Origin of the sequence: Thioalbus denitrificans (genome assembly GCF_003337735.1) — a bacterium.
Classification (GTDB): domain Bacteria; phylum Pseudomonadota; class Gammaproteobacteria; order DSM-26407; family DSM-26407; genus Thioalbus; species Thioalbus denitrificans.
In genome coordinates this window covers 478127-502130 of the sequence record NZ_QPJY01000002.1, presented here as the reverse complement: position 1 = coordinate 502130, position 24004 = coordinate 478127, and the positions used below count along the sequence as shown (strand labels likewise).

The 24004-nt window shown below is 66.3% G+C and carries 36 protein-coding genes; 7 read left to right on the top strand and 29 right to left on the bottom strand.

What is annotated here, in order from left to right; translation table 11 throughout:
* Window positions 1-88: 88 nt before the first annotated feature.
* From DFQ59_RS06890 to DFQ59_RS06870, 5 genes are all read right to left on the bottom strand, one after another.
* Entirely contained in the window at window positions 89-3199 is a 3111-nt protein-coding gene (locus DFQ59_RS06890) for an efflux RND transporter permease subunit (protein ID WP_114278934.1), read from the bottom strand.
* Window positions 3199-4338 (bottom strand): efflux RND transporter periplasmic adaptor subunit, encoded by a 1140-nt coding sequence (locus DFQ59_RS06885; RefSeq protein ID WP_114278933.1) that lies wholly within the window; start codon window positions 4336-4338, stop codon window positions 3199-3201. Before DFQ59_RS06885 ends, DFQ59_RS06890 begins: the two co-directional genes overlap by 1 nt.
* 90 nt (window positions 4339-4428) lie before the next feature.
* Window positions 4429-5406 (bottom strand): porin, encoded by a 978-nt coding sequence (locus DFQ59_RS06880; protein WP_114278932.1) that lies wholly within the window; start codon window positions 5404-5406, stop codon window positions 4429-4431.
* A 151-nt stretch (window positions 5407-5557) separates the two neighbouring features.
* Window positions 5558-6001: a cytochrome c gene (locus DFQ59_RS06875; RefSeq protein WP_114278931.1), complete on the bottom strand. Its 444-nt coding sequence runs from the start codon at window positions 5999-6001 to the stop codon at window positions 5558-5560.
* A 59-nt stretch (window positions 6002-6060) separates the two neighbouring features.
* Window positions 6061-6654, bottom strand: a complete 594-nt coding sequence (locus DFQ59_RS06870; RefSeq protein ID WP_114278930.1) for a TetR/AcrR family transcriptional regulator — start codon at window positions 6652-6654, stop codon at window positions 6061-6063.
* 90 nt (window positions 6655-6744) lie between these two features.
* Here DFQ59_RS06870 and DFQ59_RS06865 point away from each other — a divergent pair, with 90 nt between their 5' ends.
* From DFQ59_RS06865 to DFQ59_RS06855, 3 genes are all read left to right on the top strand, one after another.
* A complete protein-coding gene (locus DFQ59_RS06865) occupies window positions 6745-7962 on the top strand; it encodes a hydrogenase small subunit (RefSeq protein WP_245937207.1) in 1218 nt (405 codons plus the stop codon).
* A gap of 57 nt (window positions 7963-8019) precedes the next feature.
* Window positions 8020-8382 (top strand): EF-hand domain-containing protein, encoded by a 363-nt coding sequence (locus tag DFQ59_RS06860; protein WP_170142068.1) that lies wholly within the window; start codon window positions 8020-8022, stop codon window positions 8380-8382.
* Window positions 8383-8618: 236 nt separating this feature from the next.
* Window positions 8619-9563: a tyrosine-type recombinase/integrase gene (locus tag DFQ59_RS06855; RefSeq protein WP_114278927.1), complete on the top strand. Its 945-nt coding sequence runs from the start codon at window positions 8619-8621 to the stop codon at window positions 9561-9563.
* Between the two features lie 14 nt (window positions 9564-9577).
* Here the strand turns inward: DFQ59_RS06855 and DFQ59_RS06850 are convergent, their stop codons facing one another.
* From DFQ59_RS06850 to DFQ59_RS06780, 16 genes are all read right to left on the bottom strand, one after another.
* Window positions 9578-9844: a hypothetical protein gene (locus DFQ59_RS06850; RefSeq protein WP_114278926.1), complete on the bottom strand. Its 267-nt coding sequence runs from the start codon at window positions 9842-9844 to the stop codon at window positions 9578-9580.
* The gene (locus tag DFQ59_RS06845; RefSeq protein ID WP_245937206.1) at window positions 9845-10357 is read right to left on the bottom strand and encodes a class I SAM-dependent methyltransferase; all 513 of its coding nucleotides are present in this window, start codon (window positions 10355-10357) and stop codon (window positions 9845-9847) included.
* The gene (locus DFQ59_RS19785; protein ID WP_170142067.1) at window positions 10354-10521 is read right to left on the bottom strand and encodes a hypothetical protein; all 168 of its coding nucleotides are present in this window, start codon (window positions 10519-10521) and stop codon (window positions 10354-10356) included. Before DFQ59_RS19785 ends, DFQ59_RS06845 begins: the two co-directional genes overlap by 4 nt.
* Window positions 10522-11052 carry a hypothetical protein gene (locus tag DFQ59_RS06840; RefSeq protein ID WP_211314811.1) on the bottom strand — a complete coding sequence of 177 codons (531 nt, stop codon included), beginning with the start codon at window positions 11050-11052 and terminating at the stop codon, window positions 10522-10524.
* On the bottom strand, window positions 11045-11821 hold the full coding sequence (locus DFQ59_RS06835) for a hypothetical protein (protein ID WP_211314810.1): 777 nt from the start codon (window positions 11819-11821) through the stop codon (window positions 11045-11047). The genes DFQ59_RS06840 and DFQ59_RS06835 overlap by 8 nt, the downstream gene beginning before the upstream one ends.
* On the bottom strand, window positions 11815-12135 hold the full coding sequence (locus DFQ59_RS06830) for a hypothetical protein (RefSeq protein ID WP_147275188.1): 321 nt from the start codon (window positions 12133-12135) through the stop codon (window positions 11815-11817). Before DFQ59_RS06830 ends, DFQ59_RS06835 begins: the two co-directional genes overlap by 7 nt.
* Window positions 12122-12451, bottom strand: a complete 330-nt coding sequence (locus tag DFQ59_RS06825) for a hypothetical protein (protein ID WP_114278923.1) — start codon at window positions 12449-12451, stop codon at window positions 12122-12124. The genes DFQ59_RS06830 and DFQ59_RS06825 overlap by 14 nt, the downstream gene beginning before the upstream one ends.
* Window positions 12452-12556: 105 nt before the next feature.
* Entirely contained in the window at window positions 12557-12862 is a 306-nt protein-coding gene (locus DFQ59_RS06820; RefSeq protein ID WP_114279210.1) for a carbon storage regulator, read from the bottom strand.
* Window positions 12855-13829 carry a tyrosine-type recombinase/integrase gene (locus DFQ59_RS06815; protein WP_114278922.1) on the bottom strand — a complete coding sequence of 325 codons (975 nt, stop codon included), beginning with the start codon at window positions 13827-13829 and terminating at the stop codon, window positions 12855-12857. The genes DFQ59_RS06820 and DFQ59_RS06815 overlap by 8 nt, the downstream gene beginning before the upstream one ends.
* Window positions 13822-14178 carry a hypothetical protein gene (locus DFQ59_RS06810; RefSeq protein WP_114278921.1) on the bottom strand — a complete coding sequence of 119 codons (357 nt, stop codon included), beginning with the start codon at window positions 14176-14178 and terminating at the stop codon, window positions 13822-13824. Before DFQ59_RS06810 ends, DFQ59_RS06815 begins: the two co-directional genes overlap by 8 nt.
* Window positions 14179-14219: 41 nt before the next feature.
* On the bottom strand, window positions 14220-14615 hold the full coding sequence (locus tag DFQ59_RS06805) for a hypothetical protein (protein WP_114278920.1): 396 nt from the start codon (window positions 14613-14615) through the stop codon (window positions 14220-14222).
* Complete coding sequence (locus DFQ59_RS06800) at window positions 14612-14794, bottom strand: hypothetical protein (protein ID WP_114278919.1); 183 nt, start codon at window positions 14792-14794, stop codon at window positions 14612-14614. The genes DFQ59_RS06805 and DFQ59_RS06800 overlap by 4 nt, the downstream gene beginning before the upstream one ends.
* A 53-nt stretch (window positions 14795-14847) precedes the next feature.
* Complete coding sequence (locus DFQ59_RS06795) at window positions 14848-15060, bottom strand: hypothetical protein (protein ID WP_114278918.1); 213 nt, start codon at window positions 15058-15060, stop codon at window positions 14848-14850.
* A complete protein-coding gene (locus tag DFQ59_RS06790) occupies window positions 15060-15641 on the bottom strand; it encodes a hypothetical protein (protein ID WP_114278917.1) in 582 nt (193 codons plus the stop codon). Before DFQ59_RS06790 ends, DFQ59_RS06795 begins: the two co-directional genes overlap by 1 nt.
* Window positions 15638-16387 (bottom strand): recombinase family protein, encoded by a 750-nt coding sequence (locus DFQ59_RS06785; RefSeq protein WP_114278916.1) that lies wholly within the window; start codon window positions 16385-16387, stop codon window positions 15638-15640. Before DFQ59_RS06785 ends, DFQ59_RS06790 begins: the two co-directional genes overlap by 4 nt.
* 18 nt (window positions 16388-16405) lie before the next feature.
* Window positions 16406-16639 (bottom strand): hypothetical protein, encoded by a 234-nt coding sequence (locus DFQ59_RS06780; protein ID WP_114278915.1) that lies wholly within the window; start codon window positions 16637-16639, stop codon window positions 16406-16408.
* Between the two features lie 118 nt (window positions 16640-16757).
* Here DFQ59_RS06780 and DFQ59_RS06775 point away from each other — a divergent pair, with 118 nt between their 5' ends.
* From DFQ59_RS06775 to DFQ59_RS19500, 4 genes are read left to right on the top strand one after another with little or no spacing between them, the layout of a single operon-like run.
* Window positions 16758-17213 (top strand): helix-turn-helix domain-containing protein, encoded by a 456-nt coding sequence (locus tag DFQ59_RS06775; protein ID WP_114278914.1) that lies wholly within the window; start codon window positions 16758-16760, stop codon window positions 17211-17213.
* A 28-nt stretch (window positions 17214-17241) separates the two neighbouring features.
* Window positions 17242-17667 carry a hypothetical protein gene (locus tag DFQ59_RS06770; RefSeq protein WP_114278913.1) on the top strand — a complete coding sequence of 142 codons (426 nt, stop codon included), beginning with the start codon at window positions 17242-17244 and terminating at the stop codon, window positions 17665-17667.
* A 13-nt stretch (window positions 17668-17680) separates the two neighbouring features.
* Window positions 17681-18355 carry a hypothetical protein gene (locus tag DFQ59_RS06765; RefSeq protein WP_114278912.1) on the top strand — a complete coding sequence of 225 codons (675 nt, stop codon included), beginning with the start codon at window positions 17681-17683 and terminating at the stop codon, window positions 18353-18355.
* Window positions 18356-18367: 12 nt separating this feature from the next.
* Entirely contained in the window at window positions 18368-18940 is a 573-nt protein-coding gene (locus DFQ59_RS19500) for a hypothetical protein (protein WP_147275187.1), read from the top strand.
* 4 nt (window positions 18941-18944) lie between these two features.
* On the opposite strand, the gene DFQ59_RS06760 is transcribed toward DFQ59_RS19500, so the two are convergent.
* The 8 genes from DFQ59_RS06760 to DFQ59_RS06725 form a co-directional block, all read right to left on the bottom strand.
* Entirely contained in the window at window positions 18945-19706 is a 762-nt protein-coding gene (locus tag DFQ59_RS06760; RefSeq protein WP_114278911.1) for a DNA adenine methylase, read from the bottom strand.
* A 176-nt stretch (window positions 19707-19882) separates the two neighbouring features.
* Window positions 19883-20200: a hypothetical protein gene (locus DFQ59_RS19495; protein ID WP_147275186.1), complete on the bottom strand. Its 318-nt coding sequence runs from the start codon at window positions 20198-20200 to the stop codon at window positions 19883-19885.
* Window positions 20167-20601 carry a hypothetical protein gene (locus DFQ59_RS06750; RefSeq protein ID WP_114278909.1) on the bottom strand — a complete coding sequence of 145 codons (435 nt, stop codon included), beginning with the start codon at window positions 20599-20601 and terminating at the stop codon, window positions 20167-20169. The genes DFQ59_RS19495 and DFQ59_RS06750 overlap by 34 nt, the downstream gene beginning before the upstream one ends.
* Window positions 20598-20813, bottom strand: a complete 216-nt coding sequence (locus DFQ59_RS06745; RefSeq protein ID WP_114278908.1) for a hypothetical protein — start codon at window positions 20811-20813, stop codon at window positions 20598-20600. The genes DFQ59_RS06750 and DFQ59_RS06745 overlap by 4 nt, the downstream gene beginning before the upstream one ends.
* Window positions 20810-21355 carry a M15 family metallopeptidase gene (locus DFQ59_RS06740; RefSeq protein ID WP_114278907.1) on the bottom strand — a complete coding sequence of 182 codons (546 nt, stop codon included), beginning with the start codon at window positions 21353-21355 and terminating at the stop codon, window positions 20810-20812. The genes DFQ59_RS06745 and DFQ59_RS06740 overlap by 4 nt, the downstream gene beginning before the upstream one ends.
* Window positions 21355-21744: a hypothetical protein gene (locus DFQ59_RS06735; RefSeq protein WP_114278906.1), complete on the bottom strand. Its 390-nt coding sequence runs from the start codon at window positions 21742-21744 to the stop codon at window positions 21355-21357. The genes DFQ59_RS06740 and DFQ59_RS06735 overlap by 1 nt, the downstream gene beginning before the upstream one ends.
* 156 nt (window positions 21745-21900) lie before the next feature.
* The gene (locus tag DFQ59_RS06730) at window positions 21901-22572 is read right to left on the bottom strand and encodes an SPRY domain-containing protein (protein WP_170142066.1); all 672 of its coding nucleotides are present in this window, start codon (window positions 22570-22572) and stop codon (window positions 21901-21903) included.
* Window positions 22572-23999 (bottom strand): DUF2793 domain-containing protein, encoded by a 1428-nt coding sequence (locus tag DFQ59_RS06725; protein WP_170142065.1) that lies wholly within the window; start codon window positions 23997-23999, stop codon window positions 22572-22574. The genes DFQ59_RS06730 and DFQ59_RS06725 overlap by 1 nt, the downstream gene beginning before the upstream one ends.
* Window positions 24000-24004 lie beyond the last annotated feature (5 nt).

The window sequence follows — 24004 nt, the reverse complement described above, 5'->3', positions numbered from 1 at the left end:
TCTCCCGGAATCCGTCGCAGTCGTGCCTGGGGCAGAAAATCCGCTCTTCCGGATGGATGTGTGTCATGGCCGGGATCTCCATTGGCTGTCAGAGGGTTTCCAGCAGGGGGTCGGCGGTGCGGGGATCGGGTGCACGCCGTTCCACCAGGAAGATGAGGACCGGAATGATCACCAGCGTCAGCAGGGTGGCGGCGAGGATGCCCCCGATGACCACCGTGGCGATGGGCGAGAAGCGTTCGGCGCCCACGGCCAGCTCCATGGCCAGGGGCAGCATCCCTGCCACGTCCGACAGCGCGGTCATCATGATGGGCCGGTAGCGCACGTGAACCGACTCGATGATGGCTGCCCGGATCGCCATGCCCGCCCGGCGGCGCTGCAGGACGTAGTCGATGAGCACGATGCTGTTGTTCACCACCGTCCCCACCAGCAGGATGATGCCGAGCAGGGCGGGCATGGATAGGTATTTGCCGGCCACCAGCAGGGCGGCGGCCGCGCCGATGAACTGCAGAGGCACGGCAGCCATGATGGTGAAGGGATGCTTGAAGGAGCGGAACTGCGCCACCAGCACCAGGTAGACGGCGAGCAGGCCGGCGGCCAGTGCCGCCAGCATCCGCTTTCTGGCATCCTGGAAGTCACTCTGTTCACCGGTGATAGCCAGGCTGTAGTCCGCCGGCAGCTCCAGGTCGGCCAGCGCCGTCTGCACATCGGCGATGGTCTCCGACAGGGGGCGGCCATACTGATAACCGAGAACATCCAGGGTCTGCTGGAAATCCTCCCGGGTGACGATACGGGGGCCCAGGCGCTCTTCCAGTTGCGCCACGTCCCGCAGGGGTAGGGTGCCGCCGGGCACCTGCAGGTGGAGGTCGCCCAGGTCGCCGAGATGATCCCGGTCCGCGTCCGCATAGCGCAGGAAGACATCCAGGTCGCGGTGCCGGTCCTGGCGGTAGGGGGTTACCACGCTGCCCTCCATGGCCTCGTAGGCGCGTGCGGCGATGGCCTCGCCGTTGAGGCCGAGCTCGGCGGCCCGTTCCCGATCGATGACCACGTTCACCTCGGGCGTGTCGAGGGCCCAGTTCTTGTAGGGATCCCTGACGCCCGGTACGTTGCGGATGCGATCCAGGACGGCGCTGCCCAGTTGGTCCAGGACCACCGGGTCGGGGCCGCTGAGGCGCACATCGATGGGCGCCGTGGTGGTGGAGCGGGCGGTGCCTCCCTGCTCCTTCAGCACGGCCAGGGTGATGCCGGGAACCCGCTCGATCCCGGCCCGTGTGCGCTCCATGATGGTCCAGATGGAGTCGGTCCGCTCGGTTCGCGGCGTCAGGTTGACGGTGATTTCCGCCTGGTTCACACCCATGGCGCCCCGGTTGCCGAGGTAGTGGCCGCCCGGCTCGTACCCCGTCTGGGTGCTGACGCCGATGACCTCCGGCTCCGCCAGCAGCAGCTGCTCCACCGCCGAGACCGCCTCCAGGGTCTGCTCCAGGGGCATGCCGGGGATGGTGTCGATCTGCACCCGGAAGTTGCCGGCATCGAACTTGGGCAGCATCTCGCTGCCGACGAAGGCCATGAGTCGGGCGCTGGCGACCAGCAGCAGCAGGGTCACGGCAAGGGTGCGCCAAGGCCGGCGCAGGGCCACCTCCAGCAGGGCCAGGTAGCCGTCCTTCAGCCCATCCATGAAGTTGTTGAAGGGCGCGACCCAACGGGCCAGGCGGGTTTCGCCATTGTCCTCGGGATGGAGCCACAGGGCCGTGAGCACCGGGATGAGGGTGACCGAGACCACGAAGGAGGAGGCGAGGGCGAAGGCGAGCGTCCAGGCCAGGGGGGCGAACAGCTTGCCGACGAAGCCGCCCAGGAAGACCAGCGGGATTAGCACCGCCAGGGTGGTGACCGTGCCGGAGAGGTCCGCCAGGAAGATCTCCTCGGTGCCCTCAAGCGCCGCCCGCAACGGGGTCTTGCCCGGCATGGCGAGATGACGGTGAACGTTCTCCAGTACCACGATGCTGTCATCCACCAGCAGGCCGATGGCCAGGATGATGGCGGACATGGTCACCATGTTCAGGTCGATGTTCGCCATCCACATGAGGACGAAGGTCATCAGGAAGGAGACCGGGATGGAGATGGCGATGATGGCGGCCTGGCGCAGATGGGCCAGGAACAGAAAGATGAGGAGAATGACCAGTATGATGGCGGTGAACACCGACGTGGTCATGTTGTCGATGACCAGTTCGGTAAAGGCGGAATCGTCGTCCGCCAGGGTGAACCGGAGCTGGGGCATCTCCCGCTCCAGTGAGGCGACGGCGTCGCGCACCTGCTCCGCCACCCTCACCGTGTTGGCCTCGTCCCGTTTCAGGATTTGCACGGCGATGGCCGGCTCGCCGTTGTAATGGTAGGCGCTGCGGGCCTCGTGAGAGGTCAGGGAGACGTCCGCCACGTCGGCCAGGCGGATCTCACGACCCTGCCGGTGGGCGATGATGAGTTGCCCGGCGTCGCCGGTGTCACGCAGCGGCATGTCGAAGCGGACCACCGCCTCCCGGCTGCCGCTCTGGATGCGCCCCCCCGAGGCGGTGAGGTTCCACCCCGCGAGCGCCTCGGCCACCTGCCCCAGCTCCAGGTCGTAGGCCCGCAGGCGGTCCCGTTGCACGGCCACATGCAACTCATACTTGTGGCCACCGAACACGTCCACCGCGGCCACTCCCGGCACCAGCTGCAACCGGTCGCTGACGGGGTTGTCCGCCAGTTCGCGGACTGCCTCGAGGGACAGGCTGCCGGAACTGATGGCCAGGGTGAGAATCGGCTTGTCGGAGGAGGAGAACTGCAGGACCTGGGGCTCACCGATGCGCGGGGGCAGGTTGCTGCGGACACGGCTGATGGCATTCTGGACATCCACCGCGGCCTCGCCCACCCGGCGATCATAGTGAAACTCCACCTTCACCACCGACAGGCCGGTCTGGCTGGTGGAGGTGACGCGGGCGACGCCATCGATGCCGGCGAACTCCTCTTCCAGGATCTTGCTCAGGTTCTTCCCCACATCGGTGGCGGCCACGCCGGGGTAGTCGGTGATGACCGTCACCACCGGCGGATCGGTGTCGGGGAAGAGCTGAACCGGCAGGCTGAAACGGGCCACCACGCCGAACACCACGACCGCTATGAGGGTGGCGAAGACGGTATAGCGATAGGTGAGGGAAAAGCGGGGCCAGCTCATCAGAGCCCCTCCTTTCCGGCGAGCCAGAGCGGTTGGCCGTCAGCCAGCCGGGGGTCCGGGGTCGTCACGACCCACTCGCCATTTTCCAGCCCATCGATGATCCGAATCCGACGTCCCGTACGCGCCCCCGGGGTGACTGGCCGCCAAACCGCCGTCTGGTCGCGGACGACGTAGACCCCGGATTCGCCGTTCCGCTCCCGGAGCGCCTCGAACGGGAGCACCAGGGCCGACTCTTCGTACTGGAGAACCACTTCCACATCGGCCTGCATCCCGGGCAGGAGCCCTTCGGTGTCGGAGCGGAGAAAGGTTTCGAGCGTGGCCGTCCGGGTGCCGGGCTCGAGCGCTGGATAGAGCTGATCCACCCGTCCGGCGAGGGCCGCGTTCACGGCGGGGATGCGGACCTGGACCGGCAGTCCCTTTCCGAGTCCCGGGAGATCGGACTGGGGCACGCTCACCACCGCCTTGAGGGGTCTGGATGCCACCAGCTCCACAAGCGATTTGCCCGGCATGGCCAGCTCGCCCGGCAGGACGGAAATGGCCTGAATGCGCCCGTCGAAGGGCGCGTTGAGGATGGTGTAGTCCCGCCGGGTGCGGGCCATCGCCTGCTCCTCGCTGTTCTCCCGCAGGGAGGCCTTCAGGGTCGCAACCATCCGGCGTGATTCGTCGCGGTTGCGCTCGGGGATGGTGCCGGCCTTGAACAGCTTCTCGTCGCGCCTGAGCTGGGTTTCCCAGAAATCGAGTTCCGACCGGGTACGCTGCTCGCTGGCCTTGAGGCGACCCAGATCCTCGGTCATCTCCTGGTCATCCAGCAGGGCAATCAGCTGGCCCTTTTCGACGGTCTGGCCCTCGCGGAACGGAATTTCCTTCACCACTGCCGTCACCCGGGCGGAGAGGATCACCCGCTGGTGGGCCTCGACGCTGCCGGTGTATTTATGGCTGACGACGAAGGGTTCCTGCCGCAGCTGTTCAACATCCACGGCGAGGGGCGCACGCGGCAGGACAGGGACCGGCTCAAGCCGCTCCCCGACGCGCAGCGCCGCCATGGCCGTCACAAGAGCCAGGAGGAGCGCCAGCCCGGTCAACGCCATGCGCTGACGGCGTTTCTGGGATGCTGATGGGGCGGTATGTGTTTCTGTCATGCCGTACTCCGGAATACGGATAGTGAAAACTGGTGCCGGGTTGTGCGCCCATCCCTGGGCGCACGGTGTTACACAACGCTGAAAGAACGTCTAAAAGTCGTGCCGGATGCCGACACCAAAACGCTGACCCTCGACGTACTCGACGCAGGAGTCACCACAGCTCACCTTGTTGTGCTCGGAGTCCTCATACTCCGCGTAGACACGGGTGCGCTTGCTGAACATGTGTTCCGCGCCCAGGCTCCAGTTGCTGTATTCGCCACCGGCACCGGCATCCACGTCGCCGTAGACCGCCCTGATGGTGTTGTTGCCGAAATAGGCCTCGCCGCCGACGGCCCAGGAGGTCACGTCGTCGCGCGTCAGCGCCGTGTCGCTGAAAAAGGTGTACTCGGCAATCTCCTCGCTGGCGTTCTCGTACTGGCCAATCACCGCGAAGCGGCCGACATTGAACTTGCCGGCAAGCCCGAACTGGTCGCCTTCGCCGCTGTTCTCGCGCAGCCATGAGGCACCGATGGACAGGGGGCCGTTCTCGTAGTCGAGGGAGAGATTGGTCCAGTCGGCAAAGTCCTCGCCCGTATCCTCGCCGGCACCATCACCGTCGATGACCAGTGCCGCCTTGCCGCTCAGGCCGTTGAAGGTGGGTGTCACATAGGCCACGGCGTTGCCGACCCGCGCCAGGCCGAGGTAGTGGTCGTCCATCGTGTCGATCTGCATGATGTCGGTCTTCGCCACGCTGCCGTAGTAGGGGGTCCACTGCCGGCCCATGGCCACCGTGCCGAACTGGCCGGAGATGCCCGCGTAGGCCAGTCTTCCGTCCAGGTTGCCCGAGTCGGATGCATCGACGCCGAACTCAAGTTGGTAAATGGCAGTCATACTGTTGCCGAGGTCCTCGGAACCCTTCACGCCGATTCGGGAACTGTTGTTTTCCACGTCCCAGGATTCGCTGTCCCCCGTATCCATGTCCTCCTGCACGAGGTTGACATTCACCCGCCCGTAGACAGTGGGGTTCGCGGTGGCGGCCAAGGGCGCCGCCAGGGCCACGGCTACGGAAAATCCAAGCAACTTTTTCATCGGTTTCACTCCTTGGGAAAACGGTTTCGATGCTGATGGCTGCAATCACGCAGTCGGGACTGCGCTGCCCTCCGTGTTGAGAGGGCCCTTCAAGCCAGGCGCCCGGGAACGGTGCACCTGGCGCAAACGGGACACGGTGTCCATGGGTGCATCACGGGTGGAGGAGGGCGCGGACGCGTTGGCGGAAACCGGCGTGACAGTCGACGCACTGTTCCACGAGCAGGCTGTAGTGCGCGGCCGCCGCCAGTGCGTCCTCTCTCTCCGCCGCCTCGGCGAGGCTCGTTGCGGCATCTTGGACGGCGCTGTCGGCACTCCTGAAGCGCTCGGCATCCGTCCCCAGGCCCGCGAGAATCTTCAGCCGCTCGCTCATGCCCGGACGGGGATGATCGGCGATGGCCCGTGCTGCCTCGGCCAGGGTGGGGTAGTCCTCCTGCACCAGAGCCCCGCTCGCCCGGCAGAGGTCATCCCCGAGGGTCTTCATCACCGCCTGCAGGTTAGGTCCCGCGAGCGCCGGCACGCCCTGGAGCAGAAGCAGCAAACCAAGCGCAACCCGGCTCGGGGCAGCGGTGCGAAAGGCGCGATGTCGTGTGGCCATTCAGGTCTCCAGGCGATTAAAAGCAATTAATTGCTCACATTCGGGGCAAAAAAATATACTCAGCCCTCCGGCGCCAGCAGGGGCCAGAGGAACTGCCAGAGCGGCTCCGCCTCGGCATCCAGCGGGAACTCGAAGTCGAAGATGGACCAGCGGGCGATGAGACCCTGGATGAGGGCGATGATGTAGCGGGCGGCGGCATCGGTATCCAGGTCGGGACGGAAGCGGCCGCTCTCGATGCCCTCGGCGAGGAGGGCGGACATTCGTGTGGTGTAGCGATCCATGACCTTCCGCACCACGGCCTTGAGCTTGGGCGACTCCGAGTGTAGGCGGTCCGAGAAGATAAGACGCGGCACGCCGCGCTGGCGGGAGACGAAGGCCAGTTGCCGGGTGATGATCTGCTGCAATCGCTCATCGGCCGGCGCCTTCGCCGTGAACAGGCCGTCCAGGGCGGCGAAGAGTCCGTCGGCCACCAAGTTGATGGCGGCGCCGAAAATGGCATCGCGGCTCTTGAAGTGACGGAAGATGGTCGGCTGGGCAATCCCCACCCGATCGGCGATGGCCTGGGTGGTCACCTTCTTCACGCCGTGCTCCGCCGCCAGTTCAAGTGCGCCCTGGACAATCTCGGCTTTGCGTTCCTCGGTTGGCTTGCCCATACTTTAAGAAAGCTCAAATGTGAGTGATTAATTGCTTTTTAAACGATGTCTTCCCGACTGTCAAGCTCTGGCAATACGGAGGAGATCTATTTGACAACCTGTCTGTGGACCGGGCGGCTGCATGTCGATGCCCCGGAAACGATTTCGTCACCGACCCTCGCGCGGGGGCTCTCAAGGCGCGCCTTTCTCAAGTGGGCCGCGGTGACGGCCTCCAGCCTGGCATTGCCGGCGTCCGCCGCCGCGGAGATGATTGATGCGCTCGATGACCGTCGCCGGTTGCCCGTCATCTGGCTCTCGTTCCAGGAGTGCACCGGCTGCAGCGAATCCCTGACCCGCGCCGAGGCTCCCACCCTCGAGCGGCTGCTGTTCGTCTTCATCTCCCTGGAGTACCACCACCTGCTCCAGGCGGCGGCGGGCACGCGGGCGGAAGCGGCCCGTGACGAAGCCCGGGAGCGGGAGAAGGGCGGCTACCTGCTGGTGGTGGAGGGCTCCATTCCGACCGCCCTGGGCGGCGCCTGCGCCACCACGGCGGGGAAGAGCCACCTGGACCAGCTGCGGGAATTCGCCGCGGATGCCGCCGCGGTCATCGCCGTGGGCGGCTGCGCCACCGACGGTGGCCTGCCGGCCGCGGCACCCAATCCCACGGGCGCCATGGGGGTCGGGGCGCTGATGGAGGCGGGGCTGGTGGCGACCAGGCCACTGGTGAATCTCCCCGGCTGCCCGCCGCTGCCCGTGGTGCTGAGCGGAACGCTGGCCCACTACCTGGCGTTCGGGCGATTTCCCGACAGCGACGAAGCGGGCCGGCCACGGGCCTTCTACGGCGGAACGGTCCATGAACGCTGCAGCCGCTACCACTTCTACCAGCAGGGCCTCTTCGCACGGCGGTTCGACGACGAAGGCGCCCGCCAGGGCTGGTGCCTGTACGAGCTGGGATGCCGGGGACCGGTCACCCGCAACGCCTGCGCCTCGCACAAGTGGAACGGGGGTGTCAGCTTCCCGATCCAGGCCGGGCATCCCTGCATCGGCTGCTCGGAGTCCGGTTTCTGGGACCGGGATGGCTTCTACCGGCCGCTCGAGGCGATAGCCCTGGAGCGAGCCGACGCGTCCGGCCGGGGAGAGGCCCTCTACCAGGGCAACTGCGTCTACTGCCACCCGGTGGACCCGGCGCAGTTCGGCCTCGCGCCCGAAGAGTTGGTCGAGCGCCTGCGCTCGAGCGGAATCCGCGCCCACCGGCGCTTCAGTTTCACGGATGGGGAATTGCAGGACCTGGAAGCCTACCTGTCCGACCGGGCCGCAACACCGCCATGAGCGTGGAACAGGACGGCACCTTGTCTGAGAAGTATTCTTGAAATGTTATGCAACACAATGAATATACATAATAAAACATGGCCGTTTCGGTACGGGATCCGGCTGCTTCCCTGTCTGCTGGCGGCTTTCGTCGTGACCGGCGTCGCCGCGGAGGAGCCGGTAACCAGACCCTTTTCCGTCCACGACCGGGACCAGGACGGCGTCCTGAGCCGCGATGAGTACGCCGCACTGCTGGGACGGATGCAGGAGCGACACGAGGCCGGGCGGTTCCTTTGTCCGCGCCCGCTCGACTTCGAAGAAGTGGACGCCAATGGCGACCAGCAGATTACGGAAGAGGAACTGGGGGCGGCGCTCGAGTCGCAACTGGAGCGCCAGCGCGGCTACCGGCATCGCCGCGGACGCGAGGGGCGGCAGCGCTAGTGCGGTGGAGGTGGATTGCTTGACGCATGATGCCGGGTTGCCGCGCGCAATCCTGCAGGCAACTGAAGCGGGGCGGAGGCGCCTGTGGTGGACGGACGCCACGAAACCGGCCAAGGACAGCTCATGAGAGCCCCATCTGAAAGTTCGCATAATATAGATTATGTTAAATGCTGAAGCGGTCATGACTGATTCCTTTGTGGAAGAAGCGCTTAGGCGCGATTGCATGGCTGCTCGGAATGACGGAACCCGCGTTAAAACGCACTTATGGTCGTGTCGGCGACCTGCTCTACCGGTTCGACCAGTACCTGCTCGTCGGTGGCCGTTCGGCGACGACGCGGCGGGTGTACCTCGCCACGTTGCGCCGGTGGGCCGCTGCTGTTGGTGATCTGCTCGCGCCATCCGGTTCATCACGCGACGACTGGATCCGCGCACGCCGGCGCTCGGTCGGCGTGGCCACCTTCAATGCAGAGATGTCGGCGCTGCGTGCCTTCTACCGCTGGGCCCACTTCATGGACCTGTCGGAGACTGACCCCGCCACGTTCATCCCACACAGCACCCGGGCGCCCCGGCGGCTGGTGCGGGTGCTCAATGAGTACCAGGTTGGCGCCCTGCTCTCCGCGCCGGACCTGCAGACCCTGATCGGTTTCAGGGACCATGTAATCCTCCGCCTGGTGTACGAAACCGGGCTCCGTGCCTCCGAGGTGGTGCGCCTGGAGCTGGGCAGCGTGTCCGATGACCGCACGGTCAGGGTGGACGCCGGCAAAGGCCGGGTGGACCGGATCCTGCCCATCTCCGAGCAGATGCTCGGGCTCCTCGATAGCTGGGTGATGCTCCGCCGGGCAACGCTGCCCGGGAAGTCGGCGGTGCTGTTCTGCACCCACCGCGGCAAGCCATTCCGGTCCGGGCGCAGCGTGTGGGAGATCGTCAACCGCTACGCCCGGGAGGCTATGGGCCTGGCCCGTGGCTACGAAAGCGTCCGCCGGGTGGCCCGCCAGAAGCCCTGGTCCGGCCAGTATCCCCATCTGCTGCGAGCGGCGATGGCCACCCACCTGCTCGAGCGCGGGTGCGACCTGCGGGCCGTGCAGGAGCTGCTCGGCCACGCCAGCCTGTCCACCACGGCGCGCTACCTGGCCGTGGATATCCAGATGCTGAAACGGGAGCATGCCAAGTTGGGGCGTTGAATCGGTCATCAATTTTAGTCAGTTCCTTGCGCCCTCATCACATCGCGCATCACTTCCAAGCGGTCGATGTAATCCTGAACCTCGTCAGGCCCATTGATCAGGTCGGTAATAGGTATCGCCTGCACATCATCACTGCGGCTGGCGTGACTCTTGGCGTATTCCTCTGTGTACAGTTCGGCCATCAAAACTCGGTGCACGTACCCGGCGCTGTTGTGGGCGTAATACATGCCGTTCTTCTTCAACACGTAAGGAATTTCCATTTTCATGCTCCCTAAAGCCATCTATGACTCCTTCATAAACACCAGCCAGTGCGTGAGCCCGCCGCGCCCGGAAACCTGCCCGAAAAGCGGACGCTCCGGAGTCAGCGCCAGCACCTCGCGCAGCTTGACGTGGGTTTCGTTCCACTTGAACACCAGCACACCCTCAGGCTCCAGTACCCGGAAGCACTCGGCAAAGCCCCGGCGCAGATCCTCCCGCCAGTTGTCGGAGAGCTTTCCGTACTTCGTGGCCATCCAGCTTTTCGGCCCGGCCCGCTCCAAGTGCGGCGGGTCGAACGCCACCAACCGGAAGGTGTTGTCAGGGTACGGAATATCCCTGAAGTCCATCAGCACGTCAGGCTCAATGTGCAGCGTCCTGGTGCCATTCTCTCGCCCGTGACTCCGGTCGGTAACGGTGATCGTCTCGCTGCGCTTGTCACCGAACACAGCACCCTGGTGCTGACGGTCGAACCACATCATCCGAGTGCCACAGCAGGCATCAAGCACCTTGAATTTGACCGCGCTGTCTGCGCTCACCCCTTACTCCGCATCATCAGCACCAGTCCGCCGGCCAGGGCGAAGGCGGCGGCGGGGATGTGGGCGAGCGGGCTGGCGAGGGCGTATTCGCACCACCCGCCCGCGGCGAGGTAGCCCCACGGGAGGGCCTTGTAGATGGGTTCAGGCCACCAGATTCCGTTCATTCACGCCACCTCGTCCTGGGTCCATGCCGCCTCGTGGGCGAAGTTCGCCGCGACGAGGGCCTGCGCCAAAGGCGGACAGACGCTGTTGCCGCACCCGCGCACCTGGGCGGCCTTGCTAAGGCGCCTGCCGTCCGGGCCCTGGTCGATGATGACGGTCACCAGCTGCAGACGGTCGCGGGCGGTCACCGTCGGCGCCGGATCGCGCAGGTCGCGTCCGGTGGTACCGGACCCGCTGCCGTAGTACGGCGCCATCAGGGCGGCCACGAGCGCCGCGTGGTTGCCGCCGGCGGTGATGGTCGGCGCCGGGGTGTCCAGCGGACGGTGGCGGCGGTCTCTGCCCTTGAGGTTCAGCAGGTGGGCCGCGCAGAGGGCGTGGTGGTCCTGGGTGGTCACCGTGCCGGCCGGGCGCCGGGCGTCGATGCCGGTGGAGGCGCCGCCTCCGCCGGCGAAGAGGTCCACGACGAGTTCGTGTCCGAGGTCCATCCTGCCCTGCCTCATGTCCCGCACCCCCCGGTGCACTCGCTCAGCCATAGCTTCCCTTGCTCCAAGTCATCCGGCGTCGACAGTGCTTCCTGCAGGGGGCGGAGACTGCGGTGAACGAAGACCGCTTCTGCATGCACCCCATGCATCCCCCCCCCCGGATTGCCGTGTCCACGCGTAGGGCTTCGGCAAAGGCCTCTGGGTCGTTATCTCGCAACTGGAGCCACTCGTTGTTGGTGTGGTACGGGCAGAATACGCAGGCGCTACGTGGCGGGGTCGGGTATCCGTGCCGCGTCATCCAGGCAATGCAGTCGTTCCTCGTCATGCGCTGTTCGATGAGCGGGAATCGAGTGCTGATCCAAGGCTCCCTGGCGAGCTTTGCACGGCGGACTTCATCCGTAGAAATGCCGACCCACTGCTCAACCACAGGCTCTTTGGGCGCACGTTGGCGTGGCTTCAGCCCAAGTCTCTTCCGCAAGTACCGGCGGATGGGGTCAATCTTGTAGTCAGATGTGCATTGCCGAGAGAGCATGGCCTCGCTGCCATTCACGCCCCGCACGAAGAACGGCGGGCGCCCCCACGAGTTACCTTTGTTGGCTGCGGCGTCCAACACCTCGGCCCTAAGATCCCCAGCGGAAACCACATCCACTGGGAGCGGCAACTTCGGCACCAGCCACTCCAGCCACCTGTATACGCTGGCCGGTTCTGCGTGAGTGTCTGCGAAAACAGCCCTATCCGGCATGTCGATTTCGCCGTGTGTCGCCATCATCGCCATGGTGCTCGACTGGACACCACCTCCCAGATTCAGAATGGTCAACATTGCGCCCCCCTCCCCGGCCGGATGTCCGGCAGCTTCTGCATGCGTTCGAGGAACGCCCGGTAGTGTCCGCGCTTCATCTGCTTGGAACTGGAGACGCCGACGGCCCCGAGGTGGAGGCGGTAGAGTTCGTCGTCGCCGGTCTTGCGGTCGATGAGGCCCTTGCGGGCGGCGATGGTGTGAACCTTGGCGATCCGCGACTTGTTCATGACAAAGCGCGGGCGAACGAGGCGGGTGCCGCAGTAGGGGCACTCCTTCGTCCCTGGTGCGGAGAAGCGGCCGCAGAGGCTGCACTGGCGAGGCTTACGCGGCTTCATGCCAGGGCCTCCGCAGCAGGTTGAAGGGCCCCATGTCGGGGATGGGAGTGCGGCGCCGCTCGACCTGGACCAGGCGGGGGCCGTCGTCGTCCTCCACATCGTGCGGCCGGTTCTGCGGCGGCGGGGTGCGCATCCGCGACGGCAAGGTAATGTTGTAGCGACGCGCGTACCGGTAGATGACTCCGGGGTCGCAGGAGAGCATGGCCGCGATGCCGTAGGCGCTGTATCCCCTGCCCGTCAGCTCCTCCAGCACCGCGCGCAGGGGCCTGCCGTGGCTTTTCAGCACGCGCTCGGTCAGGGGTGTCTGGCGGGCCATCAGGCAGCGGCCTCGGCGTCGTGCTTCGCCTGATGCTGGGCGAGTTCTTGGCGGCCAGGGCGTCGCCGAGGGCGGCGTCCAGGGCCTTCGCGTCAAGGGTGATCTTCATGCTACCGCCCTCCCCCGGCCCCGCGGCCGGTTCCCGGGCACCAGCTCCTCGCGGAGAATGTGCACGTCGGCGGGCGCCTCGAAACCGAGGCGCGCCTGCCCGCGGTTGATATCCAGCAGGTGGACGGTGACGACGCCGAGCTGCACGAAGCCGTTGAGCGGGATGATGGAGACCGCCCGCCGGTCGGTGCGCGGCGCGTCGAAGCGCAGCTTGGCGCTGCCCGACCAGAGCGTCTCCAGGGTGCAGATGAGGTCGCCGCCGATGTGGACGGCCTGGCCGGTGGTGCGGCTGAGCTTAAGCATGGCGCGCACCCCCCACCGGGCACTCCCGGAGCAGGCGCATGCGGAGCCGCTCCTGGCTCTGCTGGCCGTAGGTGTCCGCCGTGGTGGACGTGCGGCTGTGCCCGCTCAGGTAGTGCGCCAGCGGCAGGCCGGCGCGGTCCATCACCTCGCCGATGCGGCGGTGGCGGAGCAGGTGGCAGTGCAGGCCCGGAACTCCGGCCCGCTCGCCGTACTCCCGCAGGCGCTGGTGGATACCGGCCCGGGTCAGGCGCCCGCCGCGGGAGGAGAGGAACAGCGCCGGCGGCGAGTCCTGCCGCTCGAAGGCGTGGCGCACGGGCAGCCACTCCGCCAGCCGCTCCATGGCCGTCTCGTCGGCCACGGTCTCCTTCTCCGCCCCGCCCTTGTTCAGGTAGGTCACCCGGCCAGAGGGCAGCACGGTGAAGCGCGGCGGCCGGTCCGGGTCGTAGAGGTCGAGACTGGCGATGGCAGTGACCCGGAGACCGGCGGCGTACATCAGCCGGAACAGGGCCCGGTCGCGCAGCCCGAGGCGGGTGTCGGCCGGGATCCCGTCGATGACCCGCAGCAGGGTGCCCTCCTCCGGCGCCACCACCTTGCGGGCGTGCCAGCGGGGCGGCTCCACGTGCCGCATGGGGTTGGCCTGCTCGGTGAGCCAGTCGCGGCGCACAGCGAAGCGGAACAGCCCCTTGGCCGCCTCCAGCGCCCGGGCCGCCGTGCGCGGGCTCAGCCCCTCGCCGTGGACGAGGGCCTCGAGCCAGCGGTCGATGTGCTGGGGCGCGACCGACTGCACCAGGCGGATGTCCAGCCCGGCGAGGAAGCCCACCAGCCGCTCCAGGTCGCGCCGGTAGGCCTGCAGGGTGTTGGCCGCGTAGCTCCGGGCCGACAGGTGCCCGAGGAAGCGGACCGCCAGCACTTCCAGATCGCCCGCCGGCGTGACGCTGCGGGGGGTGAAGGCGAGGATGTCAGCCATGGGCCGCCTCCTTGGCGCCGATATCGCGGACAGCGAGCACGGCGTCGGCCCAAATCCAGGGCCATATGGCTCGCTTCACGATCCTCGCCTGCTGCGTGTACTCCCTGCGCACCGCCCAGAAGGCGTTCCAGGCATTCTCGTACGGCTTGAGCGATGGCTCGTCCATGTCGTAACAGGGGTCTTTCACCCAGTTGGCGGCGAGAGCAACCAGCTCCGTTGTCAGGTCGCCACACAGCTCACGGGGATCGCGCGGCGGCTCCTCTGGCGGCGGAGATAAGTGTCCAGTGATATCGAAATCCCACAAGGGTTCTGCCGGAGCATGAGCAGCGATGTAATCGCGCAGAAACATGCCATTGTGAGGTCCATGCATCTGGGGGAATGCATACATGGTCACCACCCCCCGTAATTGGCCAGCAGGTCGGCCAGGACGTTGCGGCGGTCCTGGTCGAGGCGGATGGCCAGTGTGCCGACGGTGGAGCGCCGCAGGCGCAGCTTGCGCTTGAGCTCCGCTGCGTCGTCGTCGTTGTAGAAGGAGACCATCTCCAGCAGGAACATCCGCTCGCCGTCGGAGACGGGCATGCGGGCGTAGCCCTCCACGGCCTGCATGTTGGGGATCAGCTGCCACTTGGAGGTGGCGGCGTCAACGGACGGCGCGGGATCATAGCCGCGGGCGCAGGTAAACAGGTATTGTCCAGCCAGCTTCACGCCACGCTTCCAGGCGTCGAGGAAACGGTCGGCACTGGAATCGGGGTTCATCTGCTGCAGTGTCCGGATGGTCGCGTTCATGCCGGCGCCCTCCCCCCGTTCACCACGGGGAAGCGGGTGCGGTTGGCGACGCGGTGCGCCAGCACGTCCATGACGGTCATGCCCCGATGCCAGCGGCGCCAGGCGCGCTGCTCCAGGTCCGAGAGCGGCCGGCACAGCCGGACCATCGCCCCCAGCCTGTTGTGATGGATGTCAGCCATGAGTAAAATCCTCGTGTCGATACGGCCCTTGTGGGCCTTGTTAAGCCCGGCTCTCAGGCCGGGTTTTCTTTTGCCCCCGGGAGGGCGCCCCAGTCGCGCCGGTAGAGCTGGCTGGTCTTGAACCAGCCCAGGCCCGGCGCTTCGGCCCACCAGTGTCCCTGCCGCACCTCGATGCGGCTGATGTGGACCCCGGTGCGCCTGGAGAGGTGGTTGCGCACCGCCTCGATGCGGGCGGTGGCGCGGGTTGATTCAGCACGGGCGGCCATCACTTCACCACCCGCACGCCGCGCTGGACGGCCTGCTCGGCCAGCGCCTGGTCGATGGCTGCCACCAGGCCGGTGGCCTTGCCGATGACGTCGTGCAGTTCGGCCCGGGCCCGTGCGAGGTCCGCGGCGCTGTCCGCCCCGTCGATGCGGCAATCGCCGAGCAGCGCGCCCAGGGCCTCGGTGGCCTCCCCCACTTCCCGCAGCCACTCCCCGGCGTCCTGCACCTGCTGGGCGCGGTCCGCGTCGGGCGCAGCCACATGGAGCAGGCCGTAGCGGGCGGCGAGGTCGGCCACCAGCTCGCGGCGGTGGGGCTCCGGCAGCGCGTAAGCAATGGCCTCCTCGAGGTCCACCGGCAGCCGCGCCTCCCCCTCCATGAACCGCTTCAGGAGCTGGGCGTTGGCCCGCATGTCCTTGTAGGCGTCGCCGCCCTCGTGGAAATGGACGGCTCGCTTCCTCTGGGCGACGCGCGCGGCGTACTGCTCGGATACATCGGCGGCCAGGGTCGGCCAGCTGGTGGCGGTGGCGCGCAGGTAGGCCTGCACGTGGCGGGTGATGGTCTCGGAACGGGTCTCGCGCTTCATGACACGGCCCTCACGGTCGAGACCGGCGTCTCATTGTCGTCGGCCAGAAACGGGATATGCTCCAGATCAGGGTGGGAATCGATCAGCCCGCGCAGCGTGCTGACGTGCCACAGCCGCCCGCCGGACGGGGCCGGGATGCGGCGGGACTGGAGCTCGGTGCAGATGGCCCGGAGGGAGAGTCCACTATGCTCACGCAGGCGCAGGATCTCCTCCCGCACACCCCAGGTCTCGGGGTCGCGGAACAGGCGCTCGCCCTGGCGGACGCAACCGTAGGGCGTCGGCCCCCAGGCCATGGACTGGTCGCGCAGCCCCCTGAATATGCGCACGGCGCGCTGGCGGATCTTGTCGCGGTCGCGCTGGCAGGCGGCCAGCTTGATGGTCAGGATGAACATGCCGTCCGGGTCGGAGGTGTCCACCTTGTCGTCGACGAACGCCATCACCCAGCCGCGCCGGTCGAACTCGGCGGCCACCTGCAGCCCGTCCACCGTCAGGCGGAAGACGCGTTCCAGGTCGATAGCGACGAACCCTTCGGCCTCGCCGTCCCGCAGCCGCTCCAGCAGCTCACGGCCGCCGGGCCGCTTCTCCAGCGGGATACCCGCGGAGACGCCGTCGTCGACGATGACGTCCGCCAGGTCGTGCCCGTACAGGTCGCAGTAGCGGTGCAGGCCCAGGTCCTGGATGGGGAGGCTCCGGCCGCGGTCGGCCTGCTCCTCGGTGGAAACGCGGATGTAGCCCAGCAGCTTCATTGTGAGGCCCTCCCTGGCTCAGGCGGCTTTGCGGGTGGAGTCGTCGTACTCGGTCCAGAGCTCGGCGGGCTTGCCGCGCCAGCCGCGGCTGGCCAGCATCCCCTCCACCACTCTGCGGATCTTCAGCAGGTTGCCGTGCAGCATCCGGTGGCAGCGCTCCCGGTCGAGGGCCTTGTAGGCGATGGTCGGGTCGGAGCCGAGGTGCTGGCTTACCTGGCGGACGGAATATCCGTAATAACGAAGCAGGCGCACGGCTTCGGTTTCTGTCGTAGAATCAATGTGTTTGTTCACCGTCATGACCACCACAACCTGTGTCGGATGCCCAAGTTATGTGTATGTATAGCACCCACAATATGCGGTGTCAACACCAATGAATGAGGTTGTCGGCCTGATTCGGGAGGTCCTCGACCGGTTGAAAGAGATCGAGGGCGTTGAGAACGACTCAGACCTTGCTAACCCGCTGGTGGTCAGCAAGCGACTGATCGCGAGCTGGAAGGAGCGGAACAGCGTCCCGTGGCAGGTGCTTTTCACCTACAGCCGCAAGCACGGTATTTCGCTCGACTACATCCTCAATGGCTGGGGCAGCCCATTCCAGACGGACGCCATGGTTGGTGAACCTGGCGCCATCTACAGCCTGGAGACGAGCGCCGACCCCGTTTATCGGGTTGCTGGGCAGGTGCACCGGGCGCTGAGCGAGCTTGGGGCCGAGCTGGGCGAGGAGAAGTTTTCCGAGACGGTGCGCTACCTGCACCGTTCCATGATGGACAAGGGGGACGATGCGGTCCCCTACGAGCAGGTCCTGTCGGTGGTGAAGCTGGCTGTCTGACCCTCAATTCTCGAAGCAGGGAGGCTCGATGAAAAAGCTGCTGATTGGCATCCTCGTGGTTGGGCTTCTCTTCGGCGGGCTCGTGGTCTGGGCCCGGTCGAACCCGATGCAGGCGCTCGACCTGATAGCGTGGTTCGAGAACATCGGCGACCCCCACCTGAAGCAGTGCGAGGCGCTGCTCGAGGACTCCCTGGTCTCCCCCTCCTCCCTCGACATCATCGAACGCGACGTCTACGCCTTGGAGGACCATAAATCCATCTATCTCAAGTTCGACGCCCAGAACCGCATGGGCGCCGTGCTGCGGATGACCGCAAACTGCAACTATCCCGTCGACCCCGCCACCCTGTTGGGGGAGGACCCGACACCGGCCTACAAGTCGAAGCCGGATGCTATGACGATCAACGGCAAGCCGGTGGAGAATCTGGATTTGAAGGTGCTGCTGCTGGACGACTAAAGGGAGGCCCTGAATGGCCAGGCAGAAGGGACGAATCGGATGTGGCGGGCTTCTTGGTCTGATGTTGCTTGCGCTGATCGTGCTCATCGCGTTCGGCGGTTACATGGAGGAGAAGGATCGCAAGGCCCGGGTCGCCGAGGAGCGTGCACAACAGCAGGAGGAGCAGCGGCGATTTCAGGCCATGACGCCGGAGCAGCGGGCGGAGATAGTCAAGCAGCGCGAGGCGGAGGCAAAGGCCCGCCAGGAGGCCGAGCAGCGGCGCCTGGGCCTGAAGTGGAGCTACTTCGACCGTGAGGACAAGATGGGGCGCGGCACAATCAAAAGCGCCGTGGTGAAGTCACTCAACGAAATCAACCTGAAGTTCCCGTATCAAGGGGCCCAGCGGGCGACCTTGCTGCTCAGGAAACATCCTGAATACGGGAAGGATGTAATCCTGTCCGTAGAGAACGGGCAGCTGCTGTGCGAGTACGACGGCTGCGAACTGACGGTCCGGTTTGGGGAAGGGAAGCCGGTCAAATACAGCGCGGCAGAACCTGCAGACTTCGACCCCACCACCCTCTTCATCCGGAACCATGACCGCTTCGTCGCCAACACCAAGAAAGTGGACAAGGTGGCGGTCGAGGTTCAGTTCTTCCAGCAGGGGAACCGGGTGTTCGAGTTCGATGTCTCGGGGCTGCAGTGGCCGTAACAGGAACGGGCGATGTCAGACGATTGGTGGGATGAGCAGTTCGACAAGCGGGGAGAGGACCCGTTCTATTGGTGGCTGCAGGCCAGGCGTTTGAAGCGTGGGGCAGATCTCATCTGGGAGATATACGAAAAGGAGGTGCAGCGATTCCTCAATGACCCGGATGGTTTCCATGAAGAGGAAAGGTTGGCCGGCACGACTAGCGTCGATATTGAGATGTGTAATGTATATTATTTTCTGTTAGGGCTCGCGGTTGAGGTCTTGGCAAAAGGAATTCTGGTAGGGAGAGACCCAAAGTGCCTGTCAAAAAACAAAAAATATAATCATAATATTAAAGGTTATATCTCTGAATGTGGCATCTCATTCGACGAGAAAAAGAAAGAACTGCTCGATGCATTGTCCACCATTGTGCAATGGAAGGGGAGATATCCCGCGCCGAAGTACCGGGGAGATTGGGCGCCCAGTCGGACTTCATACGCAGAAAAAACAATGCCCGGAACGATAGCCCAGAGAGACAGGCATGAACTGGAAGACATTTATGCCACTCTCAACCAGATCCTCTGCCAAGAACATGCGAACCGTAGTTAACGGCCTACCAGCTGCAGACAATTAACTCCCCCCGCTCCACGGTGCATCGGCTCCCGCCAACGGTGTGCCGCAGACTGACCTCCCGCATTGAAAACCCGGCGAAGGCCTCCCGCATTTCCGGGATATCGTTCACGCTGACGATGGCGCGGCCCTTCAGCTCCCGCATGGCCGTGGCCATCCGGCCGTACTCCTCGAGCCCGAACGGCACTCCGTACCCTTCGGTTTTCCAGTAGGGCGGGTCCATGTAGAACAGCGTGTGCGGGCGGTCGTAGCGCCGCATGCAGGCGTGCCAGTCCTCGCTCTCGATGTAGGCACGGGCGAGGCGGATGTGTGCCCCGGAGAGTTCCTCCTCCACCCGTAGGAGGTTCAGCTTCGGCGGTGCGCTGGGTGCGGTGCCGAAAGTGCGCCCTGTTGGCCGGGCGCCGAAGCAGGTCTTCTGCAGGTAGTAGAAGCGCGCGGCCCGCTGGATGTCGGTCAGGGTCTCCGGTGGAACATCCCGGAGCCACTTGAACATCTGCCGGCTGACCAAGGCCCACTTGAACTGGCGGATGAACTCCTCCAGGTGGTGCTGGACCACGCGGTAGAGGTTCACGATGTCGCCGTTGACGTCGTTGAGCACCTCCACCTTCGAGGGCTCCTTCATGAAGAACAACGCCGCCGCGCCGGCGAACGGCTCGACGTAGCACTGGTGGTCGGGGAACATGGGAAGGATCTGCTTGGCCAGGCGGCGCTTGCCACCCAGCCAGGGGATGAACGGATAGGACATGGCAGTGGTTTCCGGCGGTCTCTGCAATCGGCTTTCGCTGTGCTAGGCTCCACCTACCTCGTCGACGGGGTGGGGGGCCTTGCCTGTTGCAGTGCCTGCCACTGCTTCGGGGGCCGCGCCATGTTGGCGCATGGCGCGGTCGCCCCTCTTTATTCGCTGTCTGGTGGTGTTGCGGTTCAGGGCGGCCGCATCAGCCGATCCAGCGCCTTCTCGTAGGCTCTCACCCGCTCCAGGAGGTCCGTCACCAGGCCGTGGATCCAGGCCTCGCCCTCCGACGTGAGGGCGGACTTTGCGTCCGGGTCGGCCGGCGCGACGAAGGCCCGCGGGGGCGGCGCCTGCACCTGGTAGGGCTCGCGCAGCGCCTCGGGCAGGTACTGGATCTCCGGCACCGTGGGGACCAGCACCTCCACGGTGCGCACCCGTTCCGGCGCCTGTGCGCAGCCCGCGAGCAGCGCGGCAATCAGTAGCGCTGACCAGGCAGCGATTCCGCCCATGCCTGCATCTCCTCGTGTCCGCTGGGGGTTCCCGTCTCGCGCCGGCGTTCCGCTGATCGGCGGAGGACTTCGGCGGCGGCCTGACCGGCCTCGCGCCCGCGCTGCTCCACCTGCCGGATCCCCTCGTTCTGCCGCCCTACATGCGCCTCCAGCGCGGCCAGGTCCGCCGCTGCGGCCTCGGCCTTGCGCTGCCACTCGGCGCGCTCGGCGTCCGCCTCGGCGGCGTCGGCCTGGGCGTGCCACACCCGGGCCTGCTGCACGCCAGCCACCAGCAGGGTGGCCACCAGGCCGACGACGGCGGTGATCAGTACCGCCTGGCCACTGCCGCCCGTGAACCAGCCCACGGCCCGCAGGGCAAACCTGGGGGCTACCTTGGCGAGCAGGCCAAACAGGATGTTCACGGCTTGCCCTCGTCTGGATCGTCGCGGCGCCGGTTGACCCATCGGTAGAGGGCGATGGCCGTCCCCAGCAGGCCGATGACCGCCCCGAGGGCGGCCACGGTGCCGCCGGTGCCGGGGATGTCCGGGGGGGTGGCGCTGAAGGTCCGCACCACGGCCCAGGTGATGACGCCCGCGGCCCAGGCCACCAGCAGCTCGTCGAATAGACTCTTCATGCGCTGTGCCCCTGCCGGATCAGGTCGCGCCAGTCGACACCGGCCGCCTGTAGGTGGGGATACTCCCGGTGGTGCGGGCTCCAGCGGCCGGACCACTCGAACCCTACCCGCTCGCCGAGCGCGCCGTAGCGGTCCCACAACTCACCGTCGACACCAGGGCGTCCCCAGTCTGGACGCCCGTCCGCTCCGGCTGTCGCCCAGACCGGCTTGCCGTCCCGCAGCGGGACAGCGTCCAGGGCCACGCCATACTGGTGAAGGCTCTGTCCGGGCCCGGCCCATGTGACCGGCCCCGGCCCGTACTGAGGGCCGACGTCCATCAGCAGGCGCGCGAAGTCCGACCGGCCGAGCGCCTCCATCTCCCGGGCCTTGCGCTCGATCTCGCGCAGGGCTCTCCCGCGCCGGAAGAGCCGCGCCTGTTCCTCGGCGCTGCGCAGGGTGCAGTAGATCAGCAGGTCCAGCCCCGCCCCATCGGCCAGGCGCACGAGCTCCCGGGCCATCTCGGCGACGTAGGGCTGCAGGTCATCGAGGCGGCGGCTGGCCATCAGGTGCGGCCCTCCTCGCCCTCATGGTGGCGGCGGTCCTCGTCGCTGCGGCGGATGGTGATGGCCGCCTCCCAACCCAGGCGGCGCAGCGTGACGACGGCCGCCAGGTTGCCGGTGGCCATCATCGTGGAGATGGCGAAGCCGGTGAGCAGGCCGCCGCCGATGATGTGGGGCTCGGTGACATGCATGCCGGCGATGAGCGCGGCGGAGAGCACGATGCCGGCCGAGAAGATGCCGAGCACCACGTAGGCCGAGATGAACCCGACGCGCAGTGACTTACGGGTGATCAGCGAATGCTGGATGGCCGCGGCGCAGCCACCCAACCCGCCGGTGATGGCCGCCAGGGCGTAGAAGAACGCGATGACGTGGGGAGCGAGGCGTTCAGGCATGGTCCCTTCCCTGCTGTTTGTGGCAGGGTGGGCGAGGCTGGGCTACATTGTCGTCCGAAACGGGTCACTTTATTCAGGCATGGTGGTGGCAGGGGCGCACGCCGACGCCGCGGCCGGTGCTGCGGCTGCTGGCGCTGTGGCGGATGGTCCGCCGCGTCAATATACCCCCGCGTTGAAGCCACTCGGGACGCTGTAGGAGAATGCGGACGCGCCGAAATTCGCGGTGACGGCACTAGGGTCTGTAGGCGGTCGATAGAGGCCGACGGCGGGATACTGGGTGCCCGCGAGGCCCGTGAATGCTGCCCCCGTGCCCGCAGCCGGATCGCCAGACGCCTGCCAGGTGCCGTTCTTACCCCACCAGATTTTCCCGGCGGTCATGTCCAGCGCCACCTGGATCACGTCGCCAGTCGCATAGGTTGCGCCATAAGCAGTCGTGCTGCCGTTGTTATATTTGTACCCCCCACCTTCCGTGTATGAGTAGGAGGTGGCCGTCGAACCGGGTGCGGCCGCCGTCGGCAGCGATGCGGTGCCGATACCGATCACGATATAAGGCGATGTGTTGCCGCTGATGACCGTGACTTCCCAATACCACTTCCCCGACAGCTTGCCTTTGGTCGCGCGGACAGATTCATATGTTGAACTTCCGCCTTTGGTCGCCGTGAGGTCCCCGCCGCTCAGCGTGATGTTCGGGCCCTTGGCCGACGCATCCCAAGTGGCGTAGATCACGGTGCCGCTTCCGCCGGCGGCGAGCTGCAAACCGTGATGGATCAGGCTATCCGTGCCGCGCGGCAGGATCAGCCCAGTCCTTTCGTCACGACGCCAGCGCATTACTTGCTGTCCTCGAATGCGCGGCCCAGCCGCCAGGTGGTCGCCGCGTCCCGAGTGTAGCCTGCGATCACGTCCACAGCCGCGGCCGCGGCGCTGATTGTCGGCGCGCTGCCGCCGGGCCATTTGGTCCCGGACGGCCATCCGCTGACCGTCCGGCCGCCGGTGGCGTCCTGGGTGAGCTCGATGGTCAGCGGTATCCAGCCGGTGCCACTGGGCAGGTTGGTGATGCTGACGGTGGTCACGTTCTGGTTCAGCGTGACCGCGAAATTCGGCCCGTTGGTGCAGTCGAGCGTGAGGGTCCCGGTCGTGAGCGTGGCGGTTCCCTGCCCCTCGATCCAGCGCCGCAGAATGGGCCGCTTGAGGTCCTTGGCGTTCATGTCGAGGTGGCCGCCGGCCGTCACGTCGCCGCTGTCGGCCTCGACCCACTTGCCGTCCTGCAGAATCCGGCCGGTGGCGCCGTCCTGACGCGGCCAGGCGTTGTCCGTCCCTGTTGCCGGCCCCTCGACGACGAACGGTATCCAGGCGCGCCGGTCGGTGCTGGCGGTCTGGCTGCCGCTGACGGTGGTCACCTGGCGCAGCGGAATCTTCCCGGCGGTGAAGCCGGTGGTGTTGGCCGTGACGGTGCCGCCGGAGTCAATCTCGACGTAGTTGGTGTTGTTGTCGGTGAGCGCGACGGTGCCGGCCGACACACTGGTCACGGTGGTGCGCAGACGGATCGACCCGGCCTGATAGCCCCAGGTCAGGCCGGTGGTAGTGCCGCTGTCCTCGTCGAAATCGCCCAGGCTGCTGCCGCCGCCACCAGCTCCGCCGCCCAGCGAGACCCAGGTGCGCCGGTCGGTGACAGACGTGATGCCGCTACCATCGGTGACGACGGTATAAAGCGGGATGCGGCCGGACGTGTATGCGCTGGTATTGGCCAACACCGTTCCGGCACCGGTCAGCTCGACGTAATTGGTGCCGCTGGCCGTGAGCGCGACGGTGCCGGCCGACACATCGGTGACCGCCGAGTCGTTGCGCACCCGGCCAGCGCGGTAGCCGAATGTCAGGCCGGTGGTGGTACCCGGGTCCTGGCTGAAATCCTGCATCGCCACGATTCGGATCGGGGCCTCCCGCCAGCGGGTGCCGTCATGCGACAGCAGCACGTCCTCGTCGTCGCACCAGACATTCCAGCCCTCGCCCGGGGTGACGGCGTACCACGTTGACGAGTAGTAGCGGGCGATCTGGCCGAGCGTGAAATACGACCAGGCCCCGGTGACGCTGTCGACGATGTAGGTGTGCCCGTTGGCCGGACTCGCCGGCGGCCCGCCGTTGGTGCGGCTCTTGACGTGGAAGCGGCTCTCGATCTCGCGCAGGATGGTATTGACGACGGTATCAGGCTCCTGGGGATTCGAGCTCATCTCCGTGAGTTTCAGATATTCGGTGGTCATGTTCC

Coding starts and splice junctions, on each gene's coding strand:
- DFQ59_RS06890 (WP_114278934.1), bottom strand. CDS start 3,199: ATGAGCTGGCCCCGCTTTTCCCTCACCTATCGCTATACCGTCTTCGCC.
- DFQ59_RS06885 (WP_114278933.1), bottom strand. CDS start 4,338: ATGACAGAAACACATACCGCCCCATCAGCATCCCAGAAACGCCGTCAG.
- DFQ59_RS06880 (WP_114278932.1), bottom strand. CDS start 5,406: ATGAAAAAGTTGCTTGGATTTTCCGTAGCCGTGGCCCTGGCGGCGCCC.
- DFQ59_RS06875 (WP_114278931.1), bottom strand. CDS start 6,001: ATGGCCACACGACATCGCGCCTTTCGCACCGCTGCCCCGAGCCGGGTT.
- DFQ59_RS06870 (WP_114278930.1), bottom strand. CDS start 6,654: ATGGGCAAGCCAACCGAGGAACGCAAAGCCGAGATTGTCCAGGGCGCA.
- DFQ59_RS06860 (WP_170142068.1), top strand. CDS start 8,020: ATGAATATACATAATAAAACATGGCCGTTTCGGTACGGGATCCGGCTG.
- DFQ59_RS06855 (WP_114278927.1), top strand. CDS start 8,619: ATGACGGAACCCGCGTTAAAACGCACTTATGGTCGTGTCGGCGACCTG.
- DFQ59_RS06850 (WP_114278926.1), bottom strand. CDS start 9,844: ATGGCTTTAGGGAGCATGAAAATGGAAATTCCTTACGTGTTGAAGAAG.
- DFQ59_RS19785 (WP_170142067.1), bottom strand. CDS start 10,521: ATGAACGGAATCTGGTGGCCTGAACCCATCTACAAGGCCCTCCCGTGG.
- DFQ59_RS06840 (WP_211314811.1), bottom strand. CDS start 11,052: ATGGCTGAGCGAGTGCACCGGGGGGTGCGGGACATGAGGCAGGGCAGG.
- DFQ59_RS06835 (WP_211314810.1), bottom strand. CDS start 11,821: ATGTTGACCATTCTGAATCTGGGAGGTGGTGTCCAGTCGAGCACCATG.
- DFQ59_RS06830 (WP_147275188.1), bottom strand. CDS start 12,135: ATGAAGCCGCGTAAGCCTCGCCAGTGCAGCCTCTGCGGCCGCTTCTCC.
- DFQ59_RS06825 (WP_114278923.1), bottom strand. CDS start 12,451: ATGGCCCGCCAGACACCCCTGACCGAGCGCGTGCTGAAAAGCCACGGC.
- DFQ59_RS06820 (WP_114279210.1), bottom strand. CDS start 12,862: ATGCTTAAGCTCAGCCGCACCACCGGCCAGGCCGTCCACATCGGCGGC.
- DFQ59_RS06815 (WP_114278922.1), bottom strand. CDS start 13,829: ATGGCTGACATCCTCGCCTTCACCCCCCGCAGCGTCACGCCGGCGGGC.
- DFQ59_RS06810 (WP_114278921.1), bottom strand. CDS start 14,178: ATGTTTCTGCGCGATTACATCGCTGCTCATGCTCCGGCAGAACCCTTG.
- DFQ59_RS06805 (WP_114278920.1), bottom strand. CDS start 14,615: ATGAACGCGACCATCCGGACACTGCAGCAGATGAACCCCGATTCCAGT.
- DFQ59_RS06800 (WP_114278919.1), bottom strand. CDS start 14,794: ATGGCTGACATCCATCACAACAGGCTGGGGGCGATGGTCCGGCTGTGC.
- DFQ59_RS06795 (WP_114278918.1), bottom strand. CDS start 15,060: ATGGCCGCCCGTGCTGAATCAACCCGCGCCACCGCCCGCATCGAGGCG.
- DFQ59_RS06790 (WP_114278917.1), bottom strand. CDS start 15,641: ATGAAGCGCGAGACCCGTTCCGAGACCATCACCCGCCACGTGCAGGCC.
- DFQ59_RS06785 (WP_114278916.1), bottom strand. CDS start 16,387: ATGAAGCTGCTGGGCTACATCCGCGTTTCCACCGAGGAGCAGGCCGAC.
- DFQ59_RS06775 (WP_114278914.1), top strand. CDS start 16,758: ATGAATGAGGTTGTCGGCCTGATTCGGGAGGTCCTCGACCGGTTGAAA.
- DFQ59_RS06770 (WP_114278913.1), top strand. CDS start 17,242: ATGAAAAAGCTGCTGATTGGCATCCTCGTGGTTGGGCTTCTCTTCGGC.
- DFQ59_RS06765 (WP_114278912.1), top strand. CDS start 17,681: ATGGCCAGGCAGAAGGGACGAATCGGATGTGGCGGGCTTCTTGGTCTG.
- DFQ59_RS19500 (WP_147275187.1), top strand. CDS start 18,368: ATGTCAGACGATTGGTGGGATGAGCAGTTCGACAAGCGGGGAGAGGAC.
- DFQ59_RS06760 (WP_114278911.1), bottom strand. CDS start 19,706: ATGTCCTATCCGTTCATCCCCTGGCTGGGTGGCAAGCGCCGCCTGGCC.
- DFQ59_RS19495 (WP_147275186.1), bottom strand. CDS start 20,200: ATGGGCGGAATCGCTGCCTGGTCAGCGCTACTGATTGCCGCGCTGCTC.
- DFQ59_RS06745 (WP_114278908.1), bottom strand. CDS start 20,813: ATGAAGAGTCTATTCGACGAGCTGCTGGTGGCCTGGGCCGCGGGCGTC.
- DFQ59_RS06740 (WP_114278907.1), bottom strand. CDS start 21,355: ATGGCCAGCCGCCGCCTCGATGACCTGCAGCCCTACGTCGCCGAGATG.
- DFQ59_RS06735 (WP_114278906.1), bottom strand. CDS start 21,744: ATGCCTGAACGCCTCGCTCCCCACGTCATCGCGTTCTTCTACGCCCTG.
- DFQ59_RS06730 (WP_170142066.1), bottom strand. CDS start 22,572: ATGCGCTGGCGTCGTGACGAAAGGACTGGGCTGATCCTGCCGCGCGGC.
- DFQ59_RS06725 (WP_170142065.1), bottom strand. CDS start 23,999: ATGACCACCGAATATCTGAAACTCACGGAGATGAGCTCGAATCCCCAG.